Origin of the sequence: Paraglaciecola mesophila, assembly GCF_009906955.1 — a bacterium.
In the GTDB taxonomy this organism is placed as follows: domain Bacteria; phylum Pseudomonadota; class Gammaproteobacteria; order Enterobacterales; family Alteromonadaceae; genus Paraglaciecola; species Paraglaciecola mesophila_A.
The window spans coordinates 1,047,138-1,068,178 of the sequence record NZ_CP047656.1 but is presented as its reverse complement, the minus strand read 5'-3'; the positions used below and the strand labels follow the sequence as shown (position 1 = coordinate 1,068,178).

The following is a 21,041-nucleotide window of genomic DNA, read 5'->3' as shown; positions in this document are numbered from 1 at the left end:
CGGCTTATACAGAGCGTTGTATCAGCCTATTAAGTTTCAAAAAAAGCCTGAATCACTAAATGTGATTCAGGCTTTTTTTGTATCTAAAGAGCGCGGTGAGCGCTCTAAATCATGCGCTAGGCGCCTAGGCTTTCTAGGTAACTTTCATAGTTGCCACGGAAGTCCACAACACCATTTGGGGTAATTTCAATAATACGGGTCGCTACTGACGAAACAAATTCTCGGTCGTGACTGACAAAAATGAGCGTACCGGCATAATTTTCAAGCGCCAAGTTTAATGATTCAATTGACTCCATATCCATGTGGTTTGTTGGCTCATCCATCACCAGAATATTAGGGCGCTGAAGCATCAACTTACCAAACATCATTCGACCTTGTTCGCCGCCTGATATCACTTTAACAGACTTAGTAATTTCATTCTGTGAGAATAGCAAGCGACCAAGTGTGCCACGCATGACTTGCTCATCATCGCCTTCTTGCGCCCATTGGTACATCCACTCCATAAGCGTCATATCTTTTTCAAACTCATGGGCGTGGTCTTGAGCGTAATAGCCGATATTTGAGTTTTCTGACCATTTTACTTCACCGGCAGTTAAGTCTGTATCGCCCACTAAACATTTAAGCAGGGTAGTTTTACCTAAACCATTCTCACCGATAACCGCGATCCGCTCGCCTACTTCAACCATTAAGTCTAGGCCGTTATACAATTCTTTTTCATAGGACTTCTTTAAGCCTGTTACTTCTAAGGCGTTACGGTGTAGCTTCTTCGTTTGCTCAAAACGGATAAAAGGGGTTTGACGGCTCGATGGTTTAATGTCATCAAGTTTGATTTTGTCTATTTGTTTAGCGCGAGATGTTGCCTGTTTAGACTTAGAAGCATTTGCCGAGAAGCGACTAACAAAGGTGCGCAGTTCCGCAATTTGTGCTTTCTTCTTGGCATTATCAGCGACGAGTCGCTCACGCGCTTGCGTCGAGGCCGTCATGTATTCATCGTAATTACCTGGAAACAAACGGATCTCGCCGTAGTCTAAGTCTGCCATGTGGGTGCAAACACTGTTAAGAAAATGACGATCGTGAGAAATAATGATCATTGAACAATTACGCTCATTTAATACGCCTTCCAGCCAGCGAATGGTGTTAATGTCCAGGTTGTTAGTCGGCTCATCGAGTAACATGATATCTGGGTCTGAAAAGATAACTTGAGCTAACAGCACTCGTAGTTTCCAGCCTGGAGCGATTTCACTCATAGGCCCATAATGTTGCTCAACAGGAATACCGACACCAATCAATAGCTCACCTGCTCGGGCTTCGGCTGTATAGCCGTCCATTTCCGCAAACTCAGACTCTAGATCGGCTACGCGAATGCCATCTTCTTCTGTCATCTCAGGATTAGCGTAAATCGCATCTCGCTCAGCTTTTACTTTCCATAGCTCGTTATGACCCATCACTACCGTATCGATAACGCTGTATTCTTCGTAGGCGAACTGGTCTTGTTTCAACTTACCAATGCGCTCGCCTGGGTCAGTTGATACATTACCTGCTGTTTGCTCTAAATCTCCCCCTAGTATTTTCATAAAGGTAGATTTACCACAGCCATTTGCGCCGATTAGGCCGTAACGATTTCCGTTACCAAATTTAACTGATACATTTTCGAATAATGGCTTCTCGCCAAATTGCATTGTGATGTTTGCGGTCGTTAACAATGTGTTCTTCCGGTATTTGAGGTGAAAAGTGTTATTCCTCAGCGTTATTCATTGTGTTAGCAATAATAGCTAAAGATGAAAGTCATAAATCAAATGTCGAGTTATGCATTCATTTGCGCGTCAGCTTGAGGAAAATGCGGCGCATATTATGCCATAAGCGCCCATGACTCGGCTAATATTAGCGGGAATTACCGTCAGTTTTATGACAAATATACCTGCTCTCGCTCAGATTAGCGGGTTTGTCGCTAAATTAAATAGCGGTAAATAACTAGATTACGCAGTAAAAAGAAAAGAAGAGGAGGGCTCTAAAAGACTATAAAGTCCAAAAATATATGGTGGCTATTGGCTAGGTAACTGAAGATCGATTAATTTATTCTGCACGCAAATGATAAAGAATAAATTAACCGACATTTGTTATTTTTTAAGCTGAGGCTTACTCATCTAACGGGGTATAGAAGTCTTCAGAGAGCTCAAAGTCTCCAGAAACCTCGCTAACACGGTTATCTACAAAGCTAAGAGTCAGTTCCTTACGAAAATCTTTACCGCGTTTAGCCATGCCGCGCTTCATTTGATACAAGTAATACCAAGTGTCGTGATCAAAAGAGTCTTCAACAACGGGCTTTCCTAATACGTACACTACTTGCTCTTTTGTCATGTTAATACGCAATTTACTTACGTCACGCTCATCCAAAAAGTTACCTTGCGGAACGTCAATTCGATAAATCCAATCAGCACATGCAGATAACATCAACGAGGCAGCAATCACCACCAATATATTTCTAAACTTCATTCTTATTTAAATTCTCAGCTAATAGGTAAATAATGACCCTACACATACTTCGCTAAAGGTCCTTAGGCGAAGCATCCTAACTCAGCCAAGATAGCCTAATCAATGCATAATTGTTATGAATTACTGATTTGTAGTAACTCTTTAGCGTTGGCGAGCGCAGAATCTGTTAATTTGTCTCCAGCTAGTAGACGTGCCAACTCTTCAATTCGTTCACTTTCTTGTAAAGAAATCATGTGAGTCTCAGTCGTTTTCTTGTCACTGAACTTAGTGACAAACATTTGGTTATGCGCTCGCGCAGCCACTTGGGGTAAATGCGTTACGCAAATTACTTGGCAGGTTTCTCCTAACTTTCGCAGTAGATGACCTACCACTGAAGCGGTCGAGCCACTAATACCGGTATCGACTTCGTCAAAAATCATAGTGGCAACTTGGCTATTGTGAGAGCTAATAACCTGTATTGCCAAACCAATACGCGATAACTCACCTCCAGAAACGACCTTCTCAATTTTATCTAAGCTCTGGCCTTTGTTCGTTGATACTTTGAATTGAATATTATCTAAACCGTGTTTACTCGGGGCGCTGTTGGCTTGCGGTTCAACTTCAATTTTAAATATCGCATCAACCATATTCATTTTATGAATTTGGCTTTCTACCTGTTTCGCTAATTTACCGGCGGCTTTGGTGCGCGATAAGCTGAGTTGCTCAGCACTGTCAAAGTATTGCTTTTCTAGTGAAATTAATTCTTCTTGTATACTTTCCAGTAATTCATCGTCTTGAGATAGTTGTGATAATTCTTGAGCTAATGTTTGATGATAATCATATAAGCCTTCAGCTTGCACTTGGTGCTTTCTAGCTAAATCCAACGCTTGCGAATAACGGGCTTCTACCTGTTGCATTTTCATGGGGTCAATTTCTAATTGCTCAGTGTAGTGTCTAAGCTCTTGGGCGGCTTCATCAATTTGAATGCTGGCCTCATTTAATAGCGTTAAAATGGGTGAAAGGGAAGGGTCGTGCTCTTGTAATTCCGTTAATCTATCTATGCTGTTTTGCACAGCTGACAATGCATTGAAGTCATCTGCTTCATACAGCTGATAAAAGCTTAATTGGGTTTGCTCTAGCAAGGCTTGGCTATTGCTGAGTTTTTTATGTTCACTTTCAAGCTCACCAAATTCACCTTCACCGATTGCAAACTCATCTAGCTCTGAGACTTGATAAGACAAAAGCTGAAAACGATCCGCACGTTGTTGTTGACCAGCCAAAAGTTCGCGATATTGCTTTTGTTTTTGTTGCAGCGAGCGATAGTGCAGCGCTACCTTGTTCAGTATGGAAGTGTGCTCGGCAAAGTTGTCGAGCAACTCGCGCTGTGTCTCTGCTTTTAAAATCTGTTGATGGGCATGTTGACCATGAATGCTTAATAAGTATTGACCTAAAGATTTCAGTTGGCTTAGCGGTACAGGCGTACCATTAATGAAGGCTTTAGAGCGACCTTCACTTGAAATAACCCGTCTGATTAAACAATCATCTCCGTCATCTAATTCGTGCTCTTGCAACCATTTAGTCGCGAGTGTTAATTTGCTCACGTCAAATGATGCACACAGCTCAGCTTTATCAGCTCCGCTGCGTACGAACCCCGCTTCGGCCCTGTCACCGAGGCACAGTCCTAGGGCATCAACAGAAATAGACTTGCCGGCACCGGTTTCACCTGTCACCGCTGTCATACCTTGCGCTAAATCGATGTCTAATGATTTAACCACAGCAAAATTTCGAATAGATAAATGAAGTAACATATCAAAGCCTGTTCAAATATACAGTTGCTGTAAATATATACATATTTACGCGCCTGTCTAGTGAACTTTTTCAGTATTAGCGACAGTGTCTTTTTTTACAACTAGGTGGAATGGTTGTAAATCAATAAGATAGATCCTTTTATAAGGGTTACCTGTGGCGCTAAAATAAAGAGATATTTATGGCTAGGTACTGACTATACGCGTTGCAAGTGAGAGACGACTTTATGTAGTGATGATTGGCGTAGGCAAAACTGAATTGACTGTATACAAAATTTCGCGTCAAACACTATGGTCAATACAGGCCTGCAGGCCAATTATTTAATGGAATTGGTATAAATATTTCGAAAAAGTGGTTTATCAAATCTTCGATTATCTAAAGACAGTAGCTTAAGTTGTGTTGCAACTAGGGTTAGTAAAGTTTACTACCCCAGCCTAGTTTTGTGCGTAACACGTTGAAATAATTGTAATCTTTAGGGTGGATTAGCGATAATTTTGCTGGGTTTTTGCGGATGACTATTTCGTCTCCGGGTAATACGGTGAGCACGATGTGACTGTCGCAACTGACCTGCAGATTATCTTTGTTCTCTTTGGATACTTTCATGCGTACCGTGCTGTTGGCATCCACTACTATGGGGCGAGCGCTGAGCGTATGAGGGAACATAGGTACTAGGCTAAGAGCATCTAAATTCGGAGTTAAAATCGGCCCTCCACCGGATAATGAATACGCTGTTGAACCGGTTGGAGTAGCAACAATAAGCCCATCAGAGCGTTGACTAAAAACGAAGTTTTCATCTAAGTAGACTTCGAACTCCATCATGTGAGCGACTTTTCCGTGGTGCAAAACCACTTCGTTTACCGCTGAATTGGTGCTTTGAAGCTCACCCCCTCGATAGACTTCAAGCTCAAGCAAAAAGCGCTGCTCGATTTGGCACTCACCAGTAAAAATCGTGTCTAGTTGGCGTTCGAAATCATCTGGGTTGATATCGGTTAAAAAGCCTAAGTTGCCTCGGTTGATGCCGACTACCGCAACATTATGTTTAGCCAACACGCGAGCGGCGCCAAGCATATTGCCGTCACCACCGACCACAATGGCTAAATCGGCTTGGGTACCTATGGTGTTCAGGTCGGCTATTTCAAATCCGTTGCCTTTTAATTGCGACGCGCAGCTTTGCTCAACAATGACTCGGCAGTCTTTTTGTTTAAGATAAACAATCAGAGCCTGCAAGCTTAAATTCGCTCCAGAATGCCCTTGCTTGCCTATCAATCCAACGGTGTGAAAACCCATAGTCACTCAATAAAATAACGATTTTACCTAGTATAATCATGCCCAGCGCGGAATGTCATACATTTTTATGTCTATGATTTTTCTAAGGGTTCTAACGCTTGATTTGTGCGCAGATTATGCGTGTTTGTTTATTGTCTAGGCGCTATTTAAGAATAATTTGCACTTTAATCTATTAAGGGGCGTTTGAGACTTTGTTTATTTAACGGCTTCTCTTATAGTGGATTTAATTTAACGCGTTATAAGATGATTCATGGGACCAATAATGTTAGATGTCACAGGTTGTGAATTAACACCTGATGACAAAGAGTTGCTCGACCATCCGCTGGTGGGTGGCGTTATTTTATTCAGCCGTAACTATTATGATCAAAAGCAACTTGCGCAACTTATTGCGCAAATTCGTTTAGCGGCACGAAATCAGGTGTTAATCGGTGTCGATCATGAGGGTGGGCGAGTACAACGTTTTCGTGATGGTTTCAGTGCCATTCCTGCAATGGGGGCGATATACCATCAATGCGCAGAGGATCTATCTAAAGCCCAACACTACTGCAAAACCTTTGGTTGGTTGATGGCAGCCGAGTGTTTGGCATTTGATATTGATTTAAGTTTTGCGCCGGTATTGGATTTAAACGGTGTATCGGACGTAATAGGTGATCGTTCTTTTCATTCTCAGCCTGAGCCTTTAATTCAGATGGCCAGTGAGTTCATTAAAGGCATGCACAGTGCAGGCATGAAAGCCACAGGTAAACACTTTCCCGGGCACGGTAATGTAAAAGAAGATTCCCACATAGCTATGCCAGTCGATAATCGCAGCTTAGAACAAATCACTCAGTTGGATATGCAGATTTTTACCCGCTTAAACGAAATGGGATTACTCGATGGGGTGATGCCCGCACATGTTGTTTACCCTGATGTGCATGACATGCCTGCAGGATTTTCTAACGTGTGGCTTCAAACCTACCTACGTAAAGCAATGCAATTTGAAGGCGTGATTTTTTCTGATGATTTATCCATGCAAGGGGCGGCATTTATTGGTAACTTTGCCGCAAGAGCAAGCGCGGCATTAAATGCTGGATGTGACATGGTGTTGGTGTGCAATAATCCGGACGCTGCCGTGCAAGTTATCGACAGCTTACCGAGTGATTTTCCGCATAATCCGCGTTTACCGAAATTAGCTAAGGCGTCAAGCGCTAATTTTAAAGCGCTTGGTAAAACAGATGCTTACACAAGCGCACTGCGAACACTAGAAGAGTATTACAATCAATAAGGTGTTAGTTCAAGACCGTACGCTAAGTTGCGCAGCGGGTTAGATTGCGCAGCGGGGTAGGTTGCGCAGCGGGGTAGGTTGCGCAGCGGGTTAGATCACGACGCTCATTAGGTCACGCAGCATTTTCGGACGGCCAGCACGTCAGTACACGAGGCGAATAGCTCGGCTAAATTGATGACTCGGCGGGTCAAAATACGGGAGGCCAACTAGCGTTTGAGCGAAACCTTATGATTGTTTTTCATTGTGAACACGCTCTGTTTTATCGATATTCATAAAGCAGGGGGGAAGATAAATATGCGTCAAACCTAAGTAACCTCTTAGGACAATACATCAGGACAGAACATGTTATGCAGTTAACCCGTCAGCACTTTATTTTGATTGGCCCAGTCGTGGCGATTGCGTTTTACGGATTTTTACGTTATTCACTGGTTGAATATTTGCCCGCTGTTACGGCGGCTATTACGGCATTAACGGTTATTTGGTGGGTGAGCGAAGCTTTGCCTATTCCTGCTACTTCGTTGGTACCCTTTGCATTACTACCGTTATTTGGTGTACTCGACCATGGCACTGCTGCCTCAGCGTTGGGTAGTCACGTTATTTTGCTGCTAATGGGGGCGTTTATGCTCTCCACCGCTTTAGAACGAAGTGGTGCCCACGAGCGTTTAGCCGTTTACATGGTGCGTATGGTAGGGGTGAGCAGTGGGCGGCGCCTAGTATTGGGGTTCTCCTTTGCAACTGGTTTCTTAAGCATGTGGATCTCAAACACTGCCACTGTACTTATTATATTGCCAATGGCATTGGCGGTATTATCCCATGTAGACAACCCGAAACTAAAAGTCGCTTTAATTTTGGGGATAGCGTACTCAGCGAGTGTCGGTGGACTGGGAACCCTGATCGGAACGCCACCAAATGTGATATTTGCCGGTATTTATCAACAGCAAACAGGGCACGAGTTTGGTTTTTTAGCCTGGATGAAAGTGGGCGTGCCGGTGGTATTAATCAGCTTACCTATTATCGCATTATGGCTGACGCGCAACGTGACATTAGAGCATGATATTGAATTGCCAGAACTGGGCCCCTGGCGTAAAGAAGAATCGCGAACCTTATGGGTGTTTGGTTTAACTGCGCTGGCGTGGATAACCCGCAACGAACCTTTTGGCGGTTGGAGCGGCTGGTTTGATATTCCTTATGCGGGTGACAGCACCATCGCCTTAACCGCTGCTGTGGTGATGTTTGTGGTTCCCAATGGAAAAGGCAGCAGATTGCTCGATTGGGGGACCGCTAAAAACATCCCATGGGGCGTACTACTCTTGTTTGCGGGTGGCATTGCATTAGCAAAAGGATTTAGCGCTTCTGGTTTAAGCGAAATTCTTGGGCAATGGTTACTGGGTTTGACGAATTTGCCCCTCGTAATGGTTATTTTAGCCATTTGCTTGATCGTGACTTATCTAACGGAAATCACTAGCAATACCGCCACTGCAACACTGCTTATGCCCATCTTGGCAGTGGCTGCAATATCTTCTGATAACGACCCTGCGCTATTTATGATCCCTGCAGCCATGGCAGCCAGCTGTGCTTTTATGTTACCTGTTGCTACTGCGCCCAATGCTATTGTCTATGGCTCAGGTGAAGTCAGCATAAATGATATGGTTAAAGAAGGGGCCATTTTGAGCTTTTTAATTTCTAGTATTGTTGGCTTGCTGTGTTATGCAATGTTGCGTTAGTACGGAAGTTGTGAGGTTTGCTTGTGGTTTTTTAGTTGCAGCGCTTATAAAGGCAGCGCTTATGAAGGCTACGTTCTCGTTATGAACGCCCCACAGTGGCGACAAATGAGTGCAATACACCTCGCTAATTTCTCGCTTTTGGTGCAACAAAATCAAGTACTTAAGATTTTCACGGCTCTTAACTGAGCTGCCTGACTGGCATTAATACTGCGAAAGTTCGCGTCTACTTTATTATAAAACATGTTTGAGGAGTCGATATATGGTGAAGATAATTGGGGCTGCCCTCAGCCTAGTGTTTAGTATTGGGGCTCAAGCGTCAGAATTTAACTGGGGAGAATTAAAGCGCGAACGGATTGAATTAGAGTTACCTTTGCTAACCATACAGGGCTCCAAAGGGCTACTTGCGTGTGCTTACGTTGACGTGAAAACGTGCGAAAAAACCGGTGAAGCATGCGCTATAGTCTCAGGAGTGAAAACCCATGATGATATGTTACAAAGACCGGTAACCCAAGTATCAAAAGCGGCACGTCAATTAGGTGTAGAAACGGGAATGAGCGGAGCCCAAGCGCTACATATTTTACGCTAGGGCTGCTTTAGCTGCTAAATATAGTCAGTAAAAGAGGCTAGGTAGCAAACACCTAGCCGGCCACGGCGGATTCAATATTAATCACAGACTGCTGTTGGTATTTGCTATCCAATAATTCACCTCGCCAGCTGTTATCTGCATGCAAGTTTGCCGTGGTTTCGCGAATAAGCTCAAAAACAGCCGCTACCGCAGGATTTTTATGTTGATGATCTGCTAGGCGCAAATACACTTCACGCTTTAATTCTGGTTCAGTTATTTTTATCGCCCTGATTTGATGATTAACTTCTAGATGACAGGTTGCAGAAGAGGGGTATATGGCTAAGCCGAAGCCTTGGGAAATGTAATGTAAGGTGGTCATTAACTGGCCAAATGCATTTCGCGTTTTCAACTTAATCCCTCGCTTGTGTGCTTGTTCTTCAAGTAGCTTAGGCAAAGCATCTCTGCGGTCGGGCATAAATAATTCATAATCTTGCAACGCTTCGAAGGGAATTGAGCCATACAAGGTTAGCTCACTGTAACTTGGGTTTTTTGGACGTGGTGAGATATACAGATACAAATTTTCGTTCATCAGCGCCAGTGAGCTGGCGGCATGTTTGCTCAACTCAACGTTGTAACACAGGGCAATATCAATTTGTTGCTCAGCAAACCAGCTTTCTACCATATAGGATGGGCCCACCCTAAATGCCAATTCGACGTTGGGGAAACGATGTTCTAATTCGGTTTGTAGTTGCACTGACAACACATTGCACAATGACTGGCTAAGGCCGATAACGACTTTGCCTTTGCACTCGGTTTGTAGGCCTATAAGATCGAATTTTGCGGTGTTAATTTGGTTTAAAATTAACCGCGCATGTTCTTCAAACTGCGTTCCTGCAAGCGTAAGAGATACTCCGCGAAAATTCCGCTCGAATAATTTGATTTTTAATTCATGTTCTAAGTTCGCCAATTGTAAACTGATCGCAGGTTGCGCGACGTCTAGCACCTTAGCTGCACTTGAAATACTTCCTTGCTCAACTGTGGCCAAAAAATACTCTAATTGTTTTGTATTCATTCAGTACCCAAATTCACGCTGTTTTGTTCAAATAATTGCCTAGTAAATACATGGCAGCAAATTAAGTGCCGATCTGGCATATGCTCTATGATTGAGCTTATGCTCCAAATAAAGAGTCAGTTCTCAGTAAAGAATGGAATCATGCTTCGCTACCAAATGCGTTACTTATCGTTGTTAACTAACGTTACGAGGAGAAGAGCAATTTTAATGCCGCATAACTTATGCTTTTTTGTAAAGGATACGGCTTAGAAGCTTCTTTATTTTCCCTTTAGTGTCACTCAATCCCTTATAAATTAAGGGGTATAAAAAAAATATGGGGCGGCACAATACTATTGTGCGTTCTGTGATTTGATGCGTGTCGTTAGCATATAAACCTGATTTTGCAACTCATTAGAACGATAAATTAGGAAGTACGTTAGAACGCTTATGCTAAATATTACTCGAAGACAATTTCTCAATTATGTAGGGGCAGCAGGCGGTTCATCAGCATTACTTAAAACCAGTCTTGCCTTAGGGTTAATGCCTGATGATAGTTATTCTGGGCCTGTTCACATCACACCTGCCGCTAAAGGCGAACAACCTACAGCCCTTATTCTAGGAGCCGGTGTAGCGGGATTAGCCACTGCACTTGAGCTCGAAAAAGCGGGTATTCATTGCACAATCTTAGAAGCCTCGTTTAGACCTGGCGGGCGTAACTTAACCGTGCGCAACGGCGACAAAATCGATGAAATGGGCAATACCCAAATTTGCCAATTTGATAAACAAGATAATTTGTATTTTAACTGCGGTCCTGCACGTATTCCTGGCCACCATAGACGTTTGTTGCACTATTGCAGAGCATTGAATGTACCGTTACAGATCAAAGCCAACAGCAGCAAGATGGCATATTTTCATGACGACAACTCCTTAGACGGTAAACCAAAGCGTATTATTGAATACCACACAGATGTGCGCGGGTTAATGTCAGAGTTACTGTGGAAGTCAGCAGACTCACATAACTTTGATCAAATGATGTCTGAAGAAGACGTCGCGAAACTCATGAAGTTTTCGCAAACCTATGGTGACTTAACCGAAAACGGTAAATACATTGGTAGTGAGCGAGCAGGCTCTACGACTGATCGCATGCTGGAATTTCCGACTCCCCACGCACCAATTGAATTAAAAGCCATGCTCGATAGCCAGTTTTGGTATGGCGGGCTTTTAGGAGCAGAGCTGTACGATTGGTGCGAGCCGCTAATGGAGCCTGTCGGGGGAATGGACGGTGTGATCAAAGGCTTTTTACGTCACCTCAAAACCCAACCTGTACTCAACGCGCAAGTGAAGAAAATCTTTAACCGTGATAACGGTGTTGAGGTGACTTATGAGCAAGGTGGCAAACTGCACACGGTTCAAGCAGATTACTGTTTCAACAACATTCCGGCTTATTTCATGGCGGGAATCGACAATAATTTCTCTGAAACCTATCAAGCCGGCTTAGACAGCGTGAAACGCGGGCATTTATTTAAAATTGCCTATCAGATGAGTGAGCGTTTTTGGGAGCGTGATGGTATTTACGGCGGTATTAGTTATACCACTGACCCTATCAATCAATTGTGGTATCCGTCGCATGATATTCATGCGCAAAAAGGCATTTTACTAGGAGCATATACTTGGGACGCTAAAGTCAGCGGCATATTTGAAAAAATGACCCCACAAGAGCGACTGACCGCTGGGGCGCTATCCGCAGAGAAAATCCATCCTGGGTGCAGTAAATACATCGAAAACGGTATCAGTATTCCTTGGGCCCGTATGAATCACCAAATGGGTTGTGGTATGCGCATGAGCCCTGAAGATTTCGATAAATATTATCACCTGTTGCAAAAGCCGGAAGGTCGTCACTTCATGATTGGCGATCAAATAAGTCACCACAGTGGTTGGCAAGAGGGAGCCTTGGCCTCTAGTGAGCAAGCTCTGAAACAGTTCAACCAACTTGTCAGTTCACACACTAAAAGCGGAGCAGCCAGTCATGTCGCTTAAATCTACACTCTTCATTCTCTTGTTTGCTGGCACAGCAAGTATGGTGCGTGCCTCTGAAGTACCTACACCTGCAGGACTCGAATACTGCACTGTCTGCCACGGAAGCCAATTAAAGGGCAACGCCAATATTAAAGCACCGCGCTTAGGCGGATTGTCTAAATGGTATATCGAACGTCAGTTAAATAATTTCAAGCAAGGTATTCGCGGGGCACACACCAGCGATGTGACTGGCAGCGAAATGCAGGCTATGACGCGTCATTTAACTCCGAGCGATATCTCCGCTATCGCTAACTGGATTGGTAAAACCGAGTCGCCGGCACCAGAGCCCACTATCCATGGTGATATAGAAGCAGGAAAAAATCTATATCAAGGCTGCGCAGCTTGCCACGGTGTCAATGGTGCAGGAAATCAAGCCATGGGCGCTCCGCGCCTTAAGGGTATAAATGACTGGTATTTGCTGACACAAATTAATCACTTTCGTGCAGGTATTCGCGGTTCAGACCAAAAAGACGTGTACGGACAACAAATGAAAGCCGCCGTTTCCATGGTGCAATCTGATCCTGATGCGGTAAACCTCGCAGCGTATATCAGCCAACTTAAATAAAACCAGGAGTTACCTTTAGATGAACAAAACCATGAAAAAACGCATTTTAGTCGCCGCAACTGCCGCATTATTTAGTGCTAGCAGCTTTGCAGAAGTCACGCGTCATGCTTTACCTAATAACAACCCGTTTCCTATCTCCCGTGCGGTTGAAGTCACCCCTGATACCACATTGATTTTTCATGCGGGTATGACCCCAGGCCCAGTTAATCCAGATGCAGAGAAAGGCAGTCGTGAATATTACGGCGACACGGAAACCCAAGCCTTGAGTGTATTTAAACGACTAGAGAGCTCGTTTAAAGACTTAGGCGTTGATTTTGGCGATGTCGTCAAAATGCAGGTGTTCATGGTAGGTGACCCTACCATGGATGGAAAGATGGACTTCGGTGGATTTATGAAGGCATACACCAAGTACTTCGGTACGAAGGAGCAGCCAAATAAACCGTCGCGTTCTGCTTTTCAAATCGCAGGTTTGGCAGGTGGTCCGAACATGCTAATAGAAATTGAAGTGGTGCTGGCTAAGCCAGAGTAAAAACCAGTTTGATAGGAGACCTGCTCGGGACGAGCAGGCTGTGCAATAACGGAAAGCCAAGTTAATTAGCTCGCAGAGATTAAAAATAAAAAAGGTGAACACACATGCTTAAGCAAAATAAACTTAGCAAAGCAATAAAAACCGGGTTGGTGACCTGCGCAATGAGTTCTGTTGCTATTTCATCAGCAATCGCACAAGAAACCCAAACGCCAGATGAAGCCGCCGCTGCTTACGAGAAGGTCGTTATTACCGGCTCACGTGGTGCTCCTCGCTCACTCGCTGACTCACCTGTACCGGTTGATGTTTTGAGTGAAGACGACCTAGCTGCTGTTCCGTTCTCGGACACCAATGACATATTAAAAACCTTAGTTCCGTCATATTCGTTACAGCGCCAGCCTATTTCTGATGGTGCGTCTTTTATTCGCCCAGCAACGTTACGCGGTATGCCAACGGATAAAACCTTGGTACTCGTTAACTCTAAACGCCGTCATCGTTCTGCTTTGGTACAAATTGGGGGTTCTGGTACACAAGGTCCTGATATTGCTACCATTCCATCATCTGCCCTTAAAGGCGTCGAAGTATTGCGAGATGGTGCTGCAGCCCAATACGGCTCAGATGCTATCGCAGGGGTTATTAACTTTGTATTAAAAGACAATGACGAAGGCGGCTCGTTTTCAGTTGACGCGGGGCAATACTACGAAGGTGATGGTGAGCAAATCACGCTAACGGGTAACCTAGGTTTCTCGTTAGGTGACAATGGCTTTTTAAGTTTATCAGCTGAATATGCAGATTCAGACTCCACCAACCGCGGTGAGCAATACTGTGAAGACTGGTGGTGTAGTGATGCAAGCGATCCCCGCGGTGCAGCAAACCCTTATTTGAGCGACCCTGACTTTGTTGCAGGGATGGCAAATGCTAATTTAGGCGGTGAAGACGTTGTTCAGCCTTGGGGACAACCTAATACCTCTGCAACACGCATTTTCTTCAATAGTGGTTATGAATTTAACGACGATATGAAGTTTTACGCTTTTGGTAACTACTCTGAGAGTGAAGGTGATGCGTCTTTCTATTACCGTTATCCGGGCAACGGCACCATTGAAGATTTACGCCAAGAAGATGGCTCTATCTATAGTCCCCTTGAAAAATTCCCTGGTGGTTTCACGCCACGGTTTTTCGGTGATATCACCGATTTCTCTTTGGTTACTGGCTTAGAAGGTGAGTTTGCAAATGGTATGACATACGATTTCAGCGGTCGGTATGGCTCAAATGAAATTGAATACACGTTGAAGAACACCATCAACCCGTCGATGGGGGCTGATTCACCTACGGAATTTCATCCCGGGGACTTAATCAACGAAGAATTGCAATTCTCCGCTGATTTCACCAAATACTTTGATTTGGGTTTGTATTCAGATGTGCTATTTGCGTTCGGTGCAACCTACATGGAAGAAACCTACGAGCTAAAAGGCGGTGATGAAGCCTCATACTCGGCAGGTGTTTATGCGACCTCTGATCCTTGGGGATTCTGTGACGATGCAGGCGGTACGACTGCCGCTGGTCTAGCAGTTATCGCAGGGGGCTCTACCTTGGATTGTTCAAACTCTGATGATCCTGTTTACACTGCGGTTGGTGTTGGCTCTAACGGTTTCCCTGGATACTCGCCAGAATATTCAGGCGAGTACGAGCGTGACATGCACGGTATTTACGCCGATGTGAGCAGTGACGTCAGTGAAGCATTATTTTTACAAGCCGCTATGCGTTACGAGGATTACTCTGATTTTGGCTCGGAATTAGTAGGTAAATTGGCGTTTAAATATACCTTGAGTGATGAATTTAACATGCGTGGCTCTGTGGGCACTGGTTTTAGAGCACCTACGCCTGGTCAGCAAGGTACGACAAACGTATCAACGCGCTTACCTGAAGGGTTACCGGTAGCAACAGGTTTGTTCCCTGCATTAAGTGCGGTGGGTCAAGCTTTAGGTGCTGAAGCCCTAAAACCTGAGAAATCGTTAAACTACAGCCTAGGTGTAACTGGCAATATTGATGATTTGAATGTCACGTTGGATTTCTACCGTATCGAGCTTGAAGACCGTTTCTATGCGGTATCGACGCTCGATGTATCAACCGACGAAACAGATGCAGATGCTTACGCAAACTTCTTGAAGTTAGAAGCAGCAGGAGTAGAAGGCGCTAACACCATTGGCGGCGTTAACTACTTTCAAAATGCATTTGACACGGTGACCAACGGTATGGATTTTGTCGTGACGTATACCATGGGTGACACTGTGTTAAGTACCTCGATTAACTACAACAAAACCGAAATTGATTCTGATGCCTCTGATTTCTTGAATGCAGAAGACCAATTCGATTTGGAGAATGCCATTCCCAAATGGCGTGGTGTCGCGTCAGCGAAACACAGCTTTGATGATTTAACGTTATTGGTGCGCGCGAACGTGTATGGCTCTTACGAAAACGCGATCAGCTCTGATGCGACAACGCGCCAAGAGTACGATCCAACGGTGTTTTTCGATTTAGAAGCCACTTACCAAATCAGTGAAAATGTGAGTATCGCAGCGGGGGCACGTAACATCTTTGACGAATACCCAGACAAAGATGATGGCGACGACTGTTGTGGTGCGGTTTATTGGTCAAGCAACATCGTTGATTGGCAAGGCGGTTACTACTACATGCGGTTAAATACTGTTTTCTAGGAAACCCTTAGGTAAAACAGTTTTCGAACGACTTTATTATTCGTTCATAAAAAAGCGGCTCAATTGAGCCGCTTTTCTGTGTCTACGCTAGCACTTAATTGTGGTCAGTTTCTTTTGGTGGTTCATAACGGCGAATTTGTACCACCATGCCAAACAAAGGGTGATCAAAGTAGTGTAACTGGGTTGAAATAACTCTGCGCAGTTGGTCAAAGTGAAAACTCTGCAAAAAGTTATTCGGCGCTACGTCGGTTTCTCCGGGCAACCGTAAGGTGATCGGTGCGCGAAAATCAAGATCACTGTCGATATGTAAGTAGGGAGTACGCCCTAAGTTCTCAAGGTACACTTTGAAGTCACCTTCAACTTGCCATAATGGATTTTCGGCAACATGCATAAAGTCTTCTGCGTCAATACTGGCAACGCCGCCAGCGCCCTCACTTTGGTTAAAGTCTATTATTTTAGCCGGTTCGGAAGAGGTAATAGCAGCATTGATTTGGGCGAATAAAGCATCATTTGCCAGCTCTAACTTAGGTGCGTCTGTGTGTTGTTGAGCATCTAAAAAACGTGGATCCTCGATTGTTTTGGGCGCGGTTTCCACTTTTCGTTTGCCGTCTTGCGCATACGCTGATGCGTAGTTTTCGCCAGCAATCAATTTGAAAGGCTGCGCCTTGTCTTTACCAAATACGACTGGCTGACGCCACACCACATGCAAAAGAGGGGTTAAATCCTTTTGCCAGCGAATATGCTCTTCAAGCTTTGTTAATTCTAAGCTCGCTTTGGGCAGCAGGTACGGGCTTTGACGACCCGGCCATTCCACACCGTCGATAACACGAGGGATATGGGTTGGTTGAGTCTCGGGTATAGGGTGATCATAAGGTCCTAAAAGCAATACTTTGTCTTGGGCAAATGCACAGGGTAAGGATGGCGGGATTTGCCATTTAACCCAAGTGGGCTCGGTTAGTGTGCGCTGTGCTAAAGCAGCATCATTATCTGGGGGTGTTTGCTCATTGAGAGCGTCAGCGCGCTCATCTTGCCCATCGCTTTGCGTGTTTTGCGAGCCGTTTAATTGCTCAAACAACGCACTTGTCTCGTCTAACTCGGGTGCGTCTTGCGCATCAAGATAGGAATAATCGGTTTGGGTGAATACATGGTTTGTTAGGGTGAGTTCACGGGCTTGTTGTTCTTTCAGTTTATCTTCAATGCTGATATCACAATGCGGCAAACCTGCATTCATATATGTTAAATCGGGCGTGACATAATCGCTAAGTAAGTCAAAGGCGGTTGCTGAGGCAAATTCTGGCGCTTTGTGCTCGAAGCTTTCAGCAATACTTTGAGCAGCAATATCGCGCTTAAACACGATAACCTCAATATCAAACCACCAGTCCTTTGCTTGTGCGGTGCTGTGCAGGCCTAAGGTGCAGCTTAGCGCGAGAAGCGTTATAGCAAGCTTAGGTTTTCGCATTGTGGTTGGGCGGTTTATGGTTTTTATACAACTAAACATTATTGGCATTAAGCGGCTCGTAATTGCTGGCTAAATTCGTTTAACATATCCAGGATAAGTTGCAGTCTATCGCTGGCGGACTCAGTAGGCACATTGAATTTCAACTTGTTGGCACCTTCAAGGCGATAAATACGCGGCTGTGATTGTATCAGTTTAATAATAAAACTTGGGTCGATTTGGGTTTTATCAGAGAACTCAATCGCTCCTCCCGCATTGTTTGCTTCAACTTTATTAATTCCTACTTTCTTTGCCACTAATTTCATTAGGCTAATTTGAACTAAATTTTTTGCGGCGTCAGGGAGCAACCCAAAGCGGTCAATTAATTCGATTTGCACTTCGTTAATTTGCTTTTCGTTTTTACAACTGGCTAATTTTTTATACAGCGATAGACGGGTATTCACATCATTGACGTAATCTTCTGGGAACAACGCAGGTACGCGCAATTCAATTTCTGTTTGGTTAGCAAGGGCGGCATCAAGAGAGGGCTCTTTACCATCTTTTAGTGATTCAACGGCTTGTTCGAGCATTTCCATATACAAGGTAAAGCCTACTGTGGTGATTTGTCCTGTTTGGTCATCACCGAGTAATTCACCTGCACCACGAATTTCTAGATCGTGGGTGGCAAGGGCAAAACCAGCGCCTAAATCTTCTAAAGAAGAAATGGCGTCCAAACGCTTTTTGGCGTCTTTGGTCATGCGTTTAGGATGAGGCGTTAACAAGTAGGCATATGCTTGGTGATGAGAGCGACCCACACGACCGCGCAATTGATGTAATTGGGCAAGGCCTAAGTGATCTGCTCGGTCCATGATTATCGTATTGGCCGATGGTACATCGATGCCTGTTTCAATAATGGTGGTACACACAAGAACGTTGTAACGCTGATGGTAAAAATCACCCATGACTTTTTCAAGTTCACGTTCGCGCATTTGACCATGACCGATAGCAATTCTGGCCTCAGGTACAATTTCGGCAATTTCATCTGCTGTGCGCTCAATACTTTCTACTTCATTGTGCAGAAAGTAAACTTGACCGCCGCGTAAAATTTCACGCATGATGGCTTCGCGAATAAGCTCTTTGCTGCGCTGATTGACAAAGGTTTTGATGGCTAATCGTTTGGCTGGTGGCGTGGCAATAATAGATAAATCTCGCATGCCAGACAACGCCATATTTAACGTTCGCGGAATAGGGGTAGCAGTGAGTGTAAGAATGTCTACATCCGAGCGAAGGGCTTTGAACTTCTCTTTCTGGCGTACGCCGAACCTGTGTTCTTCGTCAATAATCACCAACCCTAAGTCATCGAACTTTACATCACTTTGTAGCAATTTGTGGGTACCGACCACGATATCCACTTTACCGTCATCTAAACCGGCCATAACGCCTTTTTGATCTTTGGCGCTGGCAAAGCGCGACATCACTTCAATCTTAAACGGCCAGTCAGCAAACCTGTCTTTGAAATTTTCATAGTGCTGCTGAGCAAGTAATGTCGTGGGCACCAAAATCGCCACTTGCTTGCCTTGATTGGCAGCGATAAATGCTGCACGCATGGCGACTTCTGTTTTACCAAAGCCCACATCACCACACACGAGTCTGTCCATAGCGTTGCTGCTGCCCATGTCTTGAATCACTGCGTTGATGGCCTGTTGCTGGTCTAAGGTTTCTTCAAAGGGGAAACTGTCACTGAAGGCTTGGTACTCGTCCCACGCTATTTTATACGAGAACCCTGGTTTGGCTGCGCGTCTGGCATATACATCAAGTAACTGTGCTGCGACGTCGCGTACCCGTTCAGCAGCTTTTTGCTTAGCTTTGCTCCAGGTTTCGGTGCCTAAGTTGTGCAGGGGGGCTTTTTCTAAATCACCACCGCTGTAACGGCTGATCAAATGCAGGGCAGATACAGGGACGTATAACTTGGCTTCTTTGGCGTATTCGATGGTTAAATATTCTGTAGTGACCCCCCCTGCATCTAATGTTTGCAGGCCAAGGTAACGACCCACACCGTGATCTAAATGCACGACTGGCTGACCAATGGCCAACTCAGCTAGGTTACGAATGACGGCATTTTCGTCGGTCGCTTGGCGTTTGTCACGTAATCGGCGCTGACTGATTTTATGCCCGAGTAATTCTGTTTCGGTAATAAACGCCAGTTCTTTGTTATCTTCAAATAATACGAAGCTATGCTCGGCTAATCCGATGGTAATACCGAGTTGCTCTTTGCTTTTTTGAAAGGCATCTAGATGCTCAAACGCTTTGGGCTTGATGCCTGCTTTAGTGAGTAAATCGAGTAGGCTTTCCCGACGACCTTGAGACTCAGCACTAAACAACACTTTACTGCCGTTTTTTTGCCAATCTGTCACGCGTTGTTTTAAGGTTGCCCAAGGCACTTTATTTTGCGATTTAATCGCGATATCGCCTATGGTACGGGTGTCGTAATTGGTCACGCCCGCTTTCTGCTCTTTGGCGTTTTGTTCAATAGTGATCCTGGGCCATTTCTTTAACGCAGCAAAGAGTTCTTCGTTACGTAGAAACAGGTCAGCCGGTGCCATAAGTGGCCGACTTAGATTGTAGCGCAATTGTTCGTAGCGCTCGTTTACATCGGTCCAGAAGAAGTCACAGGCCTTGGCCAAATCACCGTGCATCATGAGCAAGGTGTCGTGGTGCAGATAATCAAATAGTGTGGCACTTTGCTCGAAAAACAGCGGTAAATAGTATTCTATACCGCCGGGCATCATGCCTTTACCCACTTGGTAATAGACGGATTCTTTCGAGTTATTGGCGTCAAATTTTTCTAAATATTGTTGACGAAATAATTTAATACCATCTTGATCGGTAGGAAATTCTCGGGCTGGTAATAGCTTTATTTCATCTATTTTATCCCCTGAGCGCTGGCTGTCTGGATCGAAATAACGAATGCTGTCTACTTCATTGTCGAACATATCGATTCGAAAGGGTTGTTGGCTACCCATGGGAAATAAGTCGATGATACTGCCGCGGATGGAGAACTCACTGTGCCCCATGACTTGATTGACATGTTGATAGCCAGAGCGCTCTAAACCTGAGCGAAAGGTGTCAATGTCTAAGGTTTGATTAACCTTTAAGAACAACAAGTATTGACTGAGATAATCTGTTGGCGCCATGCGCAGCATCAGGGTATTTACCGGTACAATAAAGACGCTATTTTCCGCCTGAGTGAGTCGATAAAGTGTTTCTAGGCGTTGGGAAATAATATCTTGATGGGGCGAAAAATTATCGTAGGGCAGGGTTTCCCAGTCGGGGAATAGCTGTACTTGTATTTTTTTACCCTGCAAGAAAAAGGTTAATTCTTTTTCTAATTTCATGGCACTGGGGGTATCAGCTGTGACCAATAATATAGGGCCCTTAGTTTTGCCTGCTGCGTTGGCAATCGCTAGGGCTAAACTACTACCGTGTAAGTTGCCCCAGTGAATAGCGTCTCTTTGGCCTTTGGCCAGCGTTGGATTGAAAATACTTGCTGTCATGT

Annotated in this window: 14 protein-coding genes; 7 read left to right on the top strand and 7 right to left on the bottom strand. The window is 44.6% G+C overall.

Going from position 1 to position 21,041, the window contains the following annotated elements; all coding sequences use genetic code 11:
• Positions 1 to 116: 116 nt before the first annotated feature.
• The 4 genes from FX988_RS04500 to nadK all read right to left on the bottom strand — a co-directional run bounded on the left by FX988_RS04500 (position 117) and on the right by nadK (position 5,565).
• A complete protein-coding gene (locus tag FX988_RS04500) occupies positions 117 to 1,703 on the bottom strand; it encodes an ABC-F family ATPase (protein WP_160178534.1) in 1,587 nt (528 codons plus the stop codon).
• Positions 1,704 to 2,136: 433 nt separating this feature from the next.
• Positions 2,137 to 2,493, bottom strand: a complete 357-nt coding sequence (locus tag FX988_RS04495; protein WP_007986752.1) for an outer membrane protein assembly factor BamE — start codon at positions 2,491 to 2,493, stop codon at positions 2,137 to 2,139.
• 113 nt (positions 2,494 to 2,606) lie between these two features.
• A complete protein-coding gene (gene recN, locus FX988_RS04490) occupies positions 2,607 to 4,280 on the bottom strand; it encodes a DNA repair protein RecN (RefSeq protein ID WP_160178533.1) in 1,674 nt (557 codons plus the stop codon).
• Between the two features lie 409 nt (positions 4,281 to 4,689).
• Positions 4,690 to 5,565 carry an NAD(+) kinase gene (gene nadK / locus FX988_RS04485; RefSeq protein ID WP_160178532.1) on the bottom strand — a complete coding sequence of 292 codons (876 nt, stop codon included), beginning with the start codon at positions 5,563 to 5,565 and terminating at the stop codon, positions 4,690 to 4,692.
• 262 nt (positions 5,566 to 5,827) lie between these two features.
• Here nadK and nagZ point away from each other — a divergent pair, with 262 nt between their 5' ends.
• The 3 genes from nagZ (at position 5,828) to FX988_RS04470 (ending at position 9,139) form a co-directional block, all read left to right on the top strand.
• A complete protein-coding gene (gene nagZ, locus FX988_RS04480; RefSeq protein ID WP_160178531.1) occupies positions 5,828 to 6,829 on the top strand; it encodes a beta-N-acetylhexosaminidase in 1,002 nt (333 codons plus the stop codon).
• A gap of 347 nt (positions 6,830 to 7,176) precedes the next feature.
• Entirely contained in the window at positions 7,177 to 8,553 is a 1,377-nt protein-coding gene (locus FX988_RS04475; protein WP_160178530.1) for an SLC13 family permease, read from the top strand.
• Between the two features lie 259 nt (positions 8,554 to 8,812).
• Positions 8,813 to 9,139: a YunC family protein gene (locus FX988_RS04470; protein WP_160178529.1), complete on the top strand. Its 327-nt coding sequence runs from the start codon at positions 8,813 to 8,815 to the stop codon at positions 9,137 to 9,139.
• Positions 9,140 to 9,191: 52 nt separating this feature from the next.
• On the opposite strand, the gene FX988_RS04465 is transcribed toward FX988_RS04470, so the two are convergent.
• On the bottom strand, positions 9,192 to 10,190 hold the full coding sequence (locus tag FX988_RS04465; protein ID WP_160178528.1) for a LysR family transcriptional regulator: 999 nt from the start codon (positions 10,188 to 10,190) through the stop codon (positions 9,192 to 9,194).
• Positions 10,191 to 10,616: 426 nt separating this feature from the next.
• Here FX988_RS04465 and FX988_RS04460 point away from each other — a divergent pair, with 426 nt between their 5' ends.
• From FX988_RS04460 to FX988_RS04445, 4 genes are all read left to right on the top strand, one after another.
• Positions 10,617 to 12,206 (top strand): flavin monoamine oxidase family protein, encoded by a 1,590-nt coding sequence (locus tag FX988_RS04460; protein WP_008303110.1) that lies wholly within the window; start codon positions 10,617 to 10,619, stop codon positions 12,204 to 12,206.
• Positions 12,196 to 12,810, top strand: a complete 615-nt coding sequence (locus FX988_RS04455) for a c-type cytochrome (RefSeq protein WP_160178527.1) — start codon at positions 12,196 to 12,198, stop codon at positions 12,808 to 12,810. Before FX988_RS04460 ends, FX988_RS04455 begins: the two co-directional genes overlap by 11 nt.
• Before the next feature lie 19 nt (positions 12,811 to 12,829).
• Entirely contained in the window at positions 12,830 to 13,339 is a 510-nt protein-coding gene (locus FX988_RS04450; RefSeq protein ID WP_160178526.1) for a RidA family protein, read from the top strand.
• Between the two features lie 104 nt (positions 13,340 to 13,443).
• A complete protein-coding gene (locus FX988_RS04445) occupies positions 13,444 to 16,050 on the top strand; it encodes a TonB-dependent receptor plug domain-containing protein (protein WP_160178525.1) in 2,607 nt (868 codons plus the stop codon).
• Positions 16,051 to 16,144: 94 nt separating this feature from the next.
• On the opposite strand, the gene FX988_RS04440 is transcribed toward FX988_RS04445, so the two are convergent.
• Entirely contained in the window at positions 16,145 to 17,557 is a 1,413-nt protein-coding gene (locus FX988_RS04440; RefSeq protein WP_160178524.1) for a CsiV family protein, read from the bottom strand.
• Positions 17,557 to 21,039 (bottom strand): transcription-repair coupling factor, encoded by a 3,483-nt coding sequence (gene mfd / locus FX988_RS04435; RefSeq protein WP_160178523.1) that lies wholly within the window; start codon positions 21,037 to 21,039, stop codon positions 17,557 to 17,559. Before mfd ends, FX988_RS04440 begins: the two co-directional genes overlap by 1 nt.
• Positions 21,040 to 21,041 lie beyond the last annotated feature (2 nt).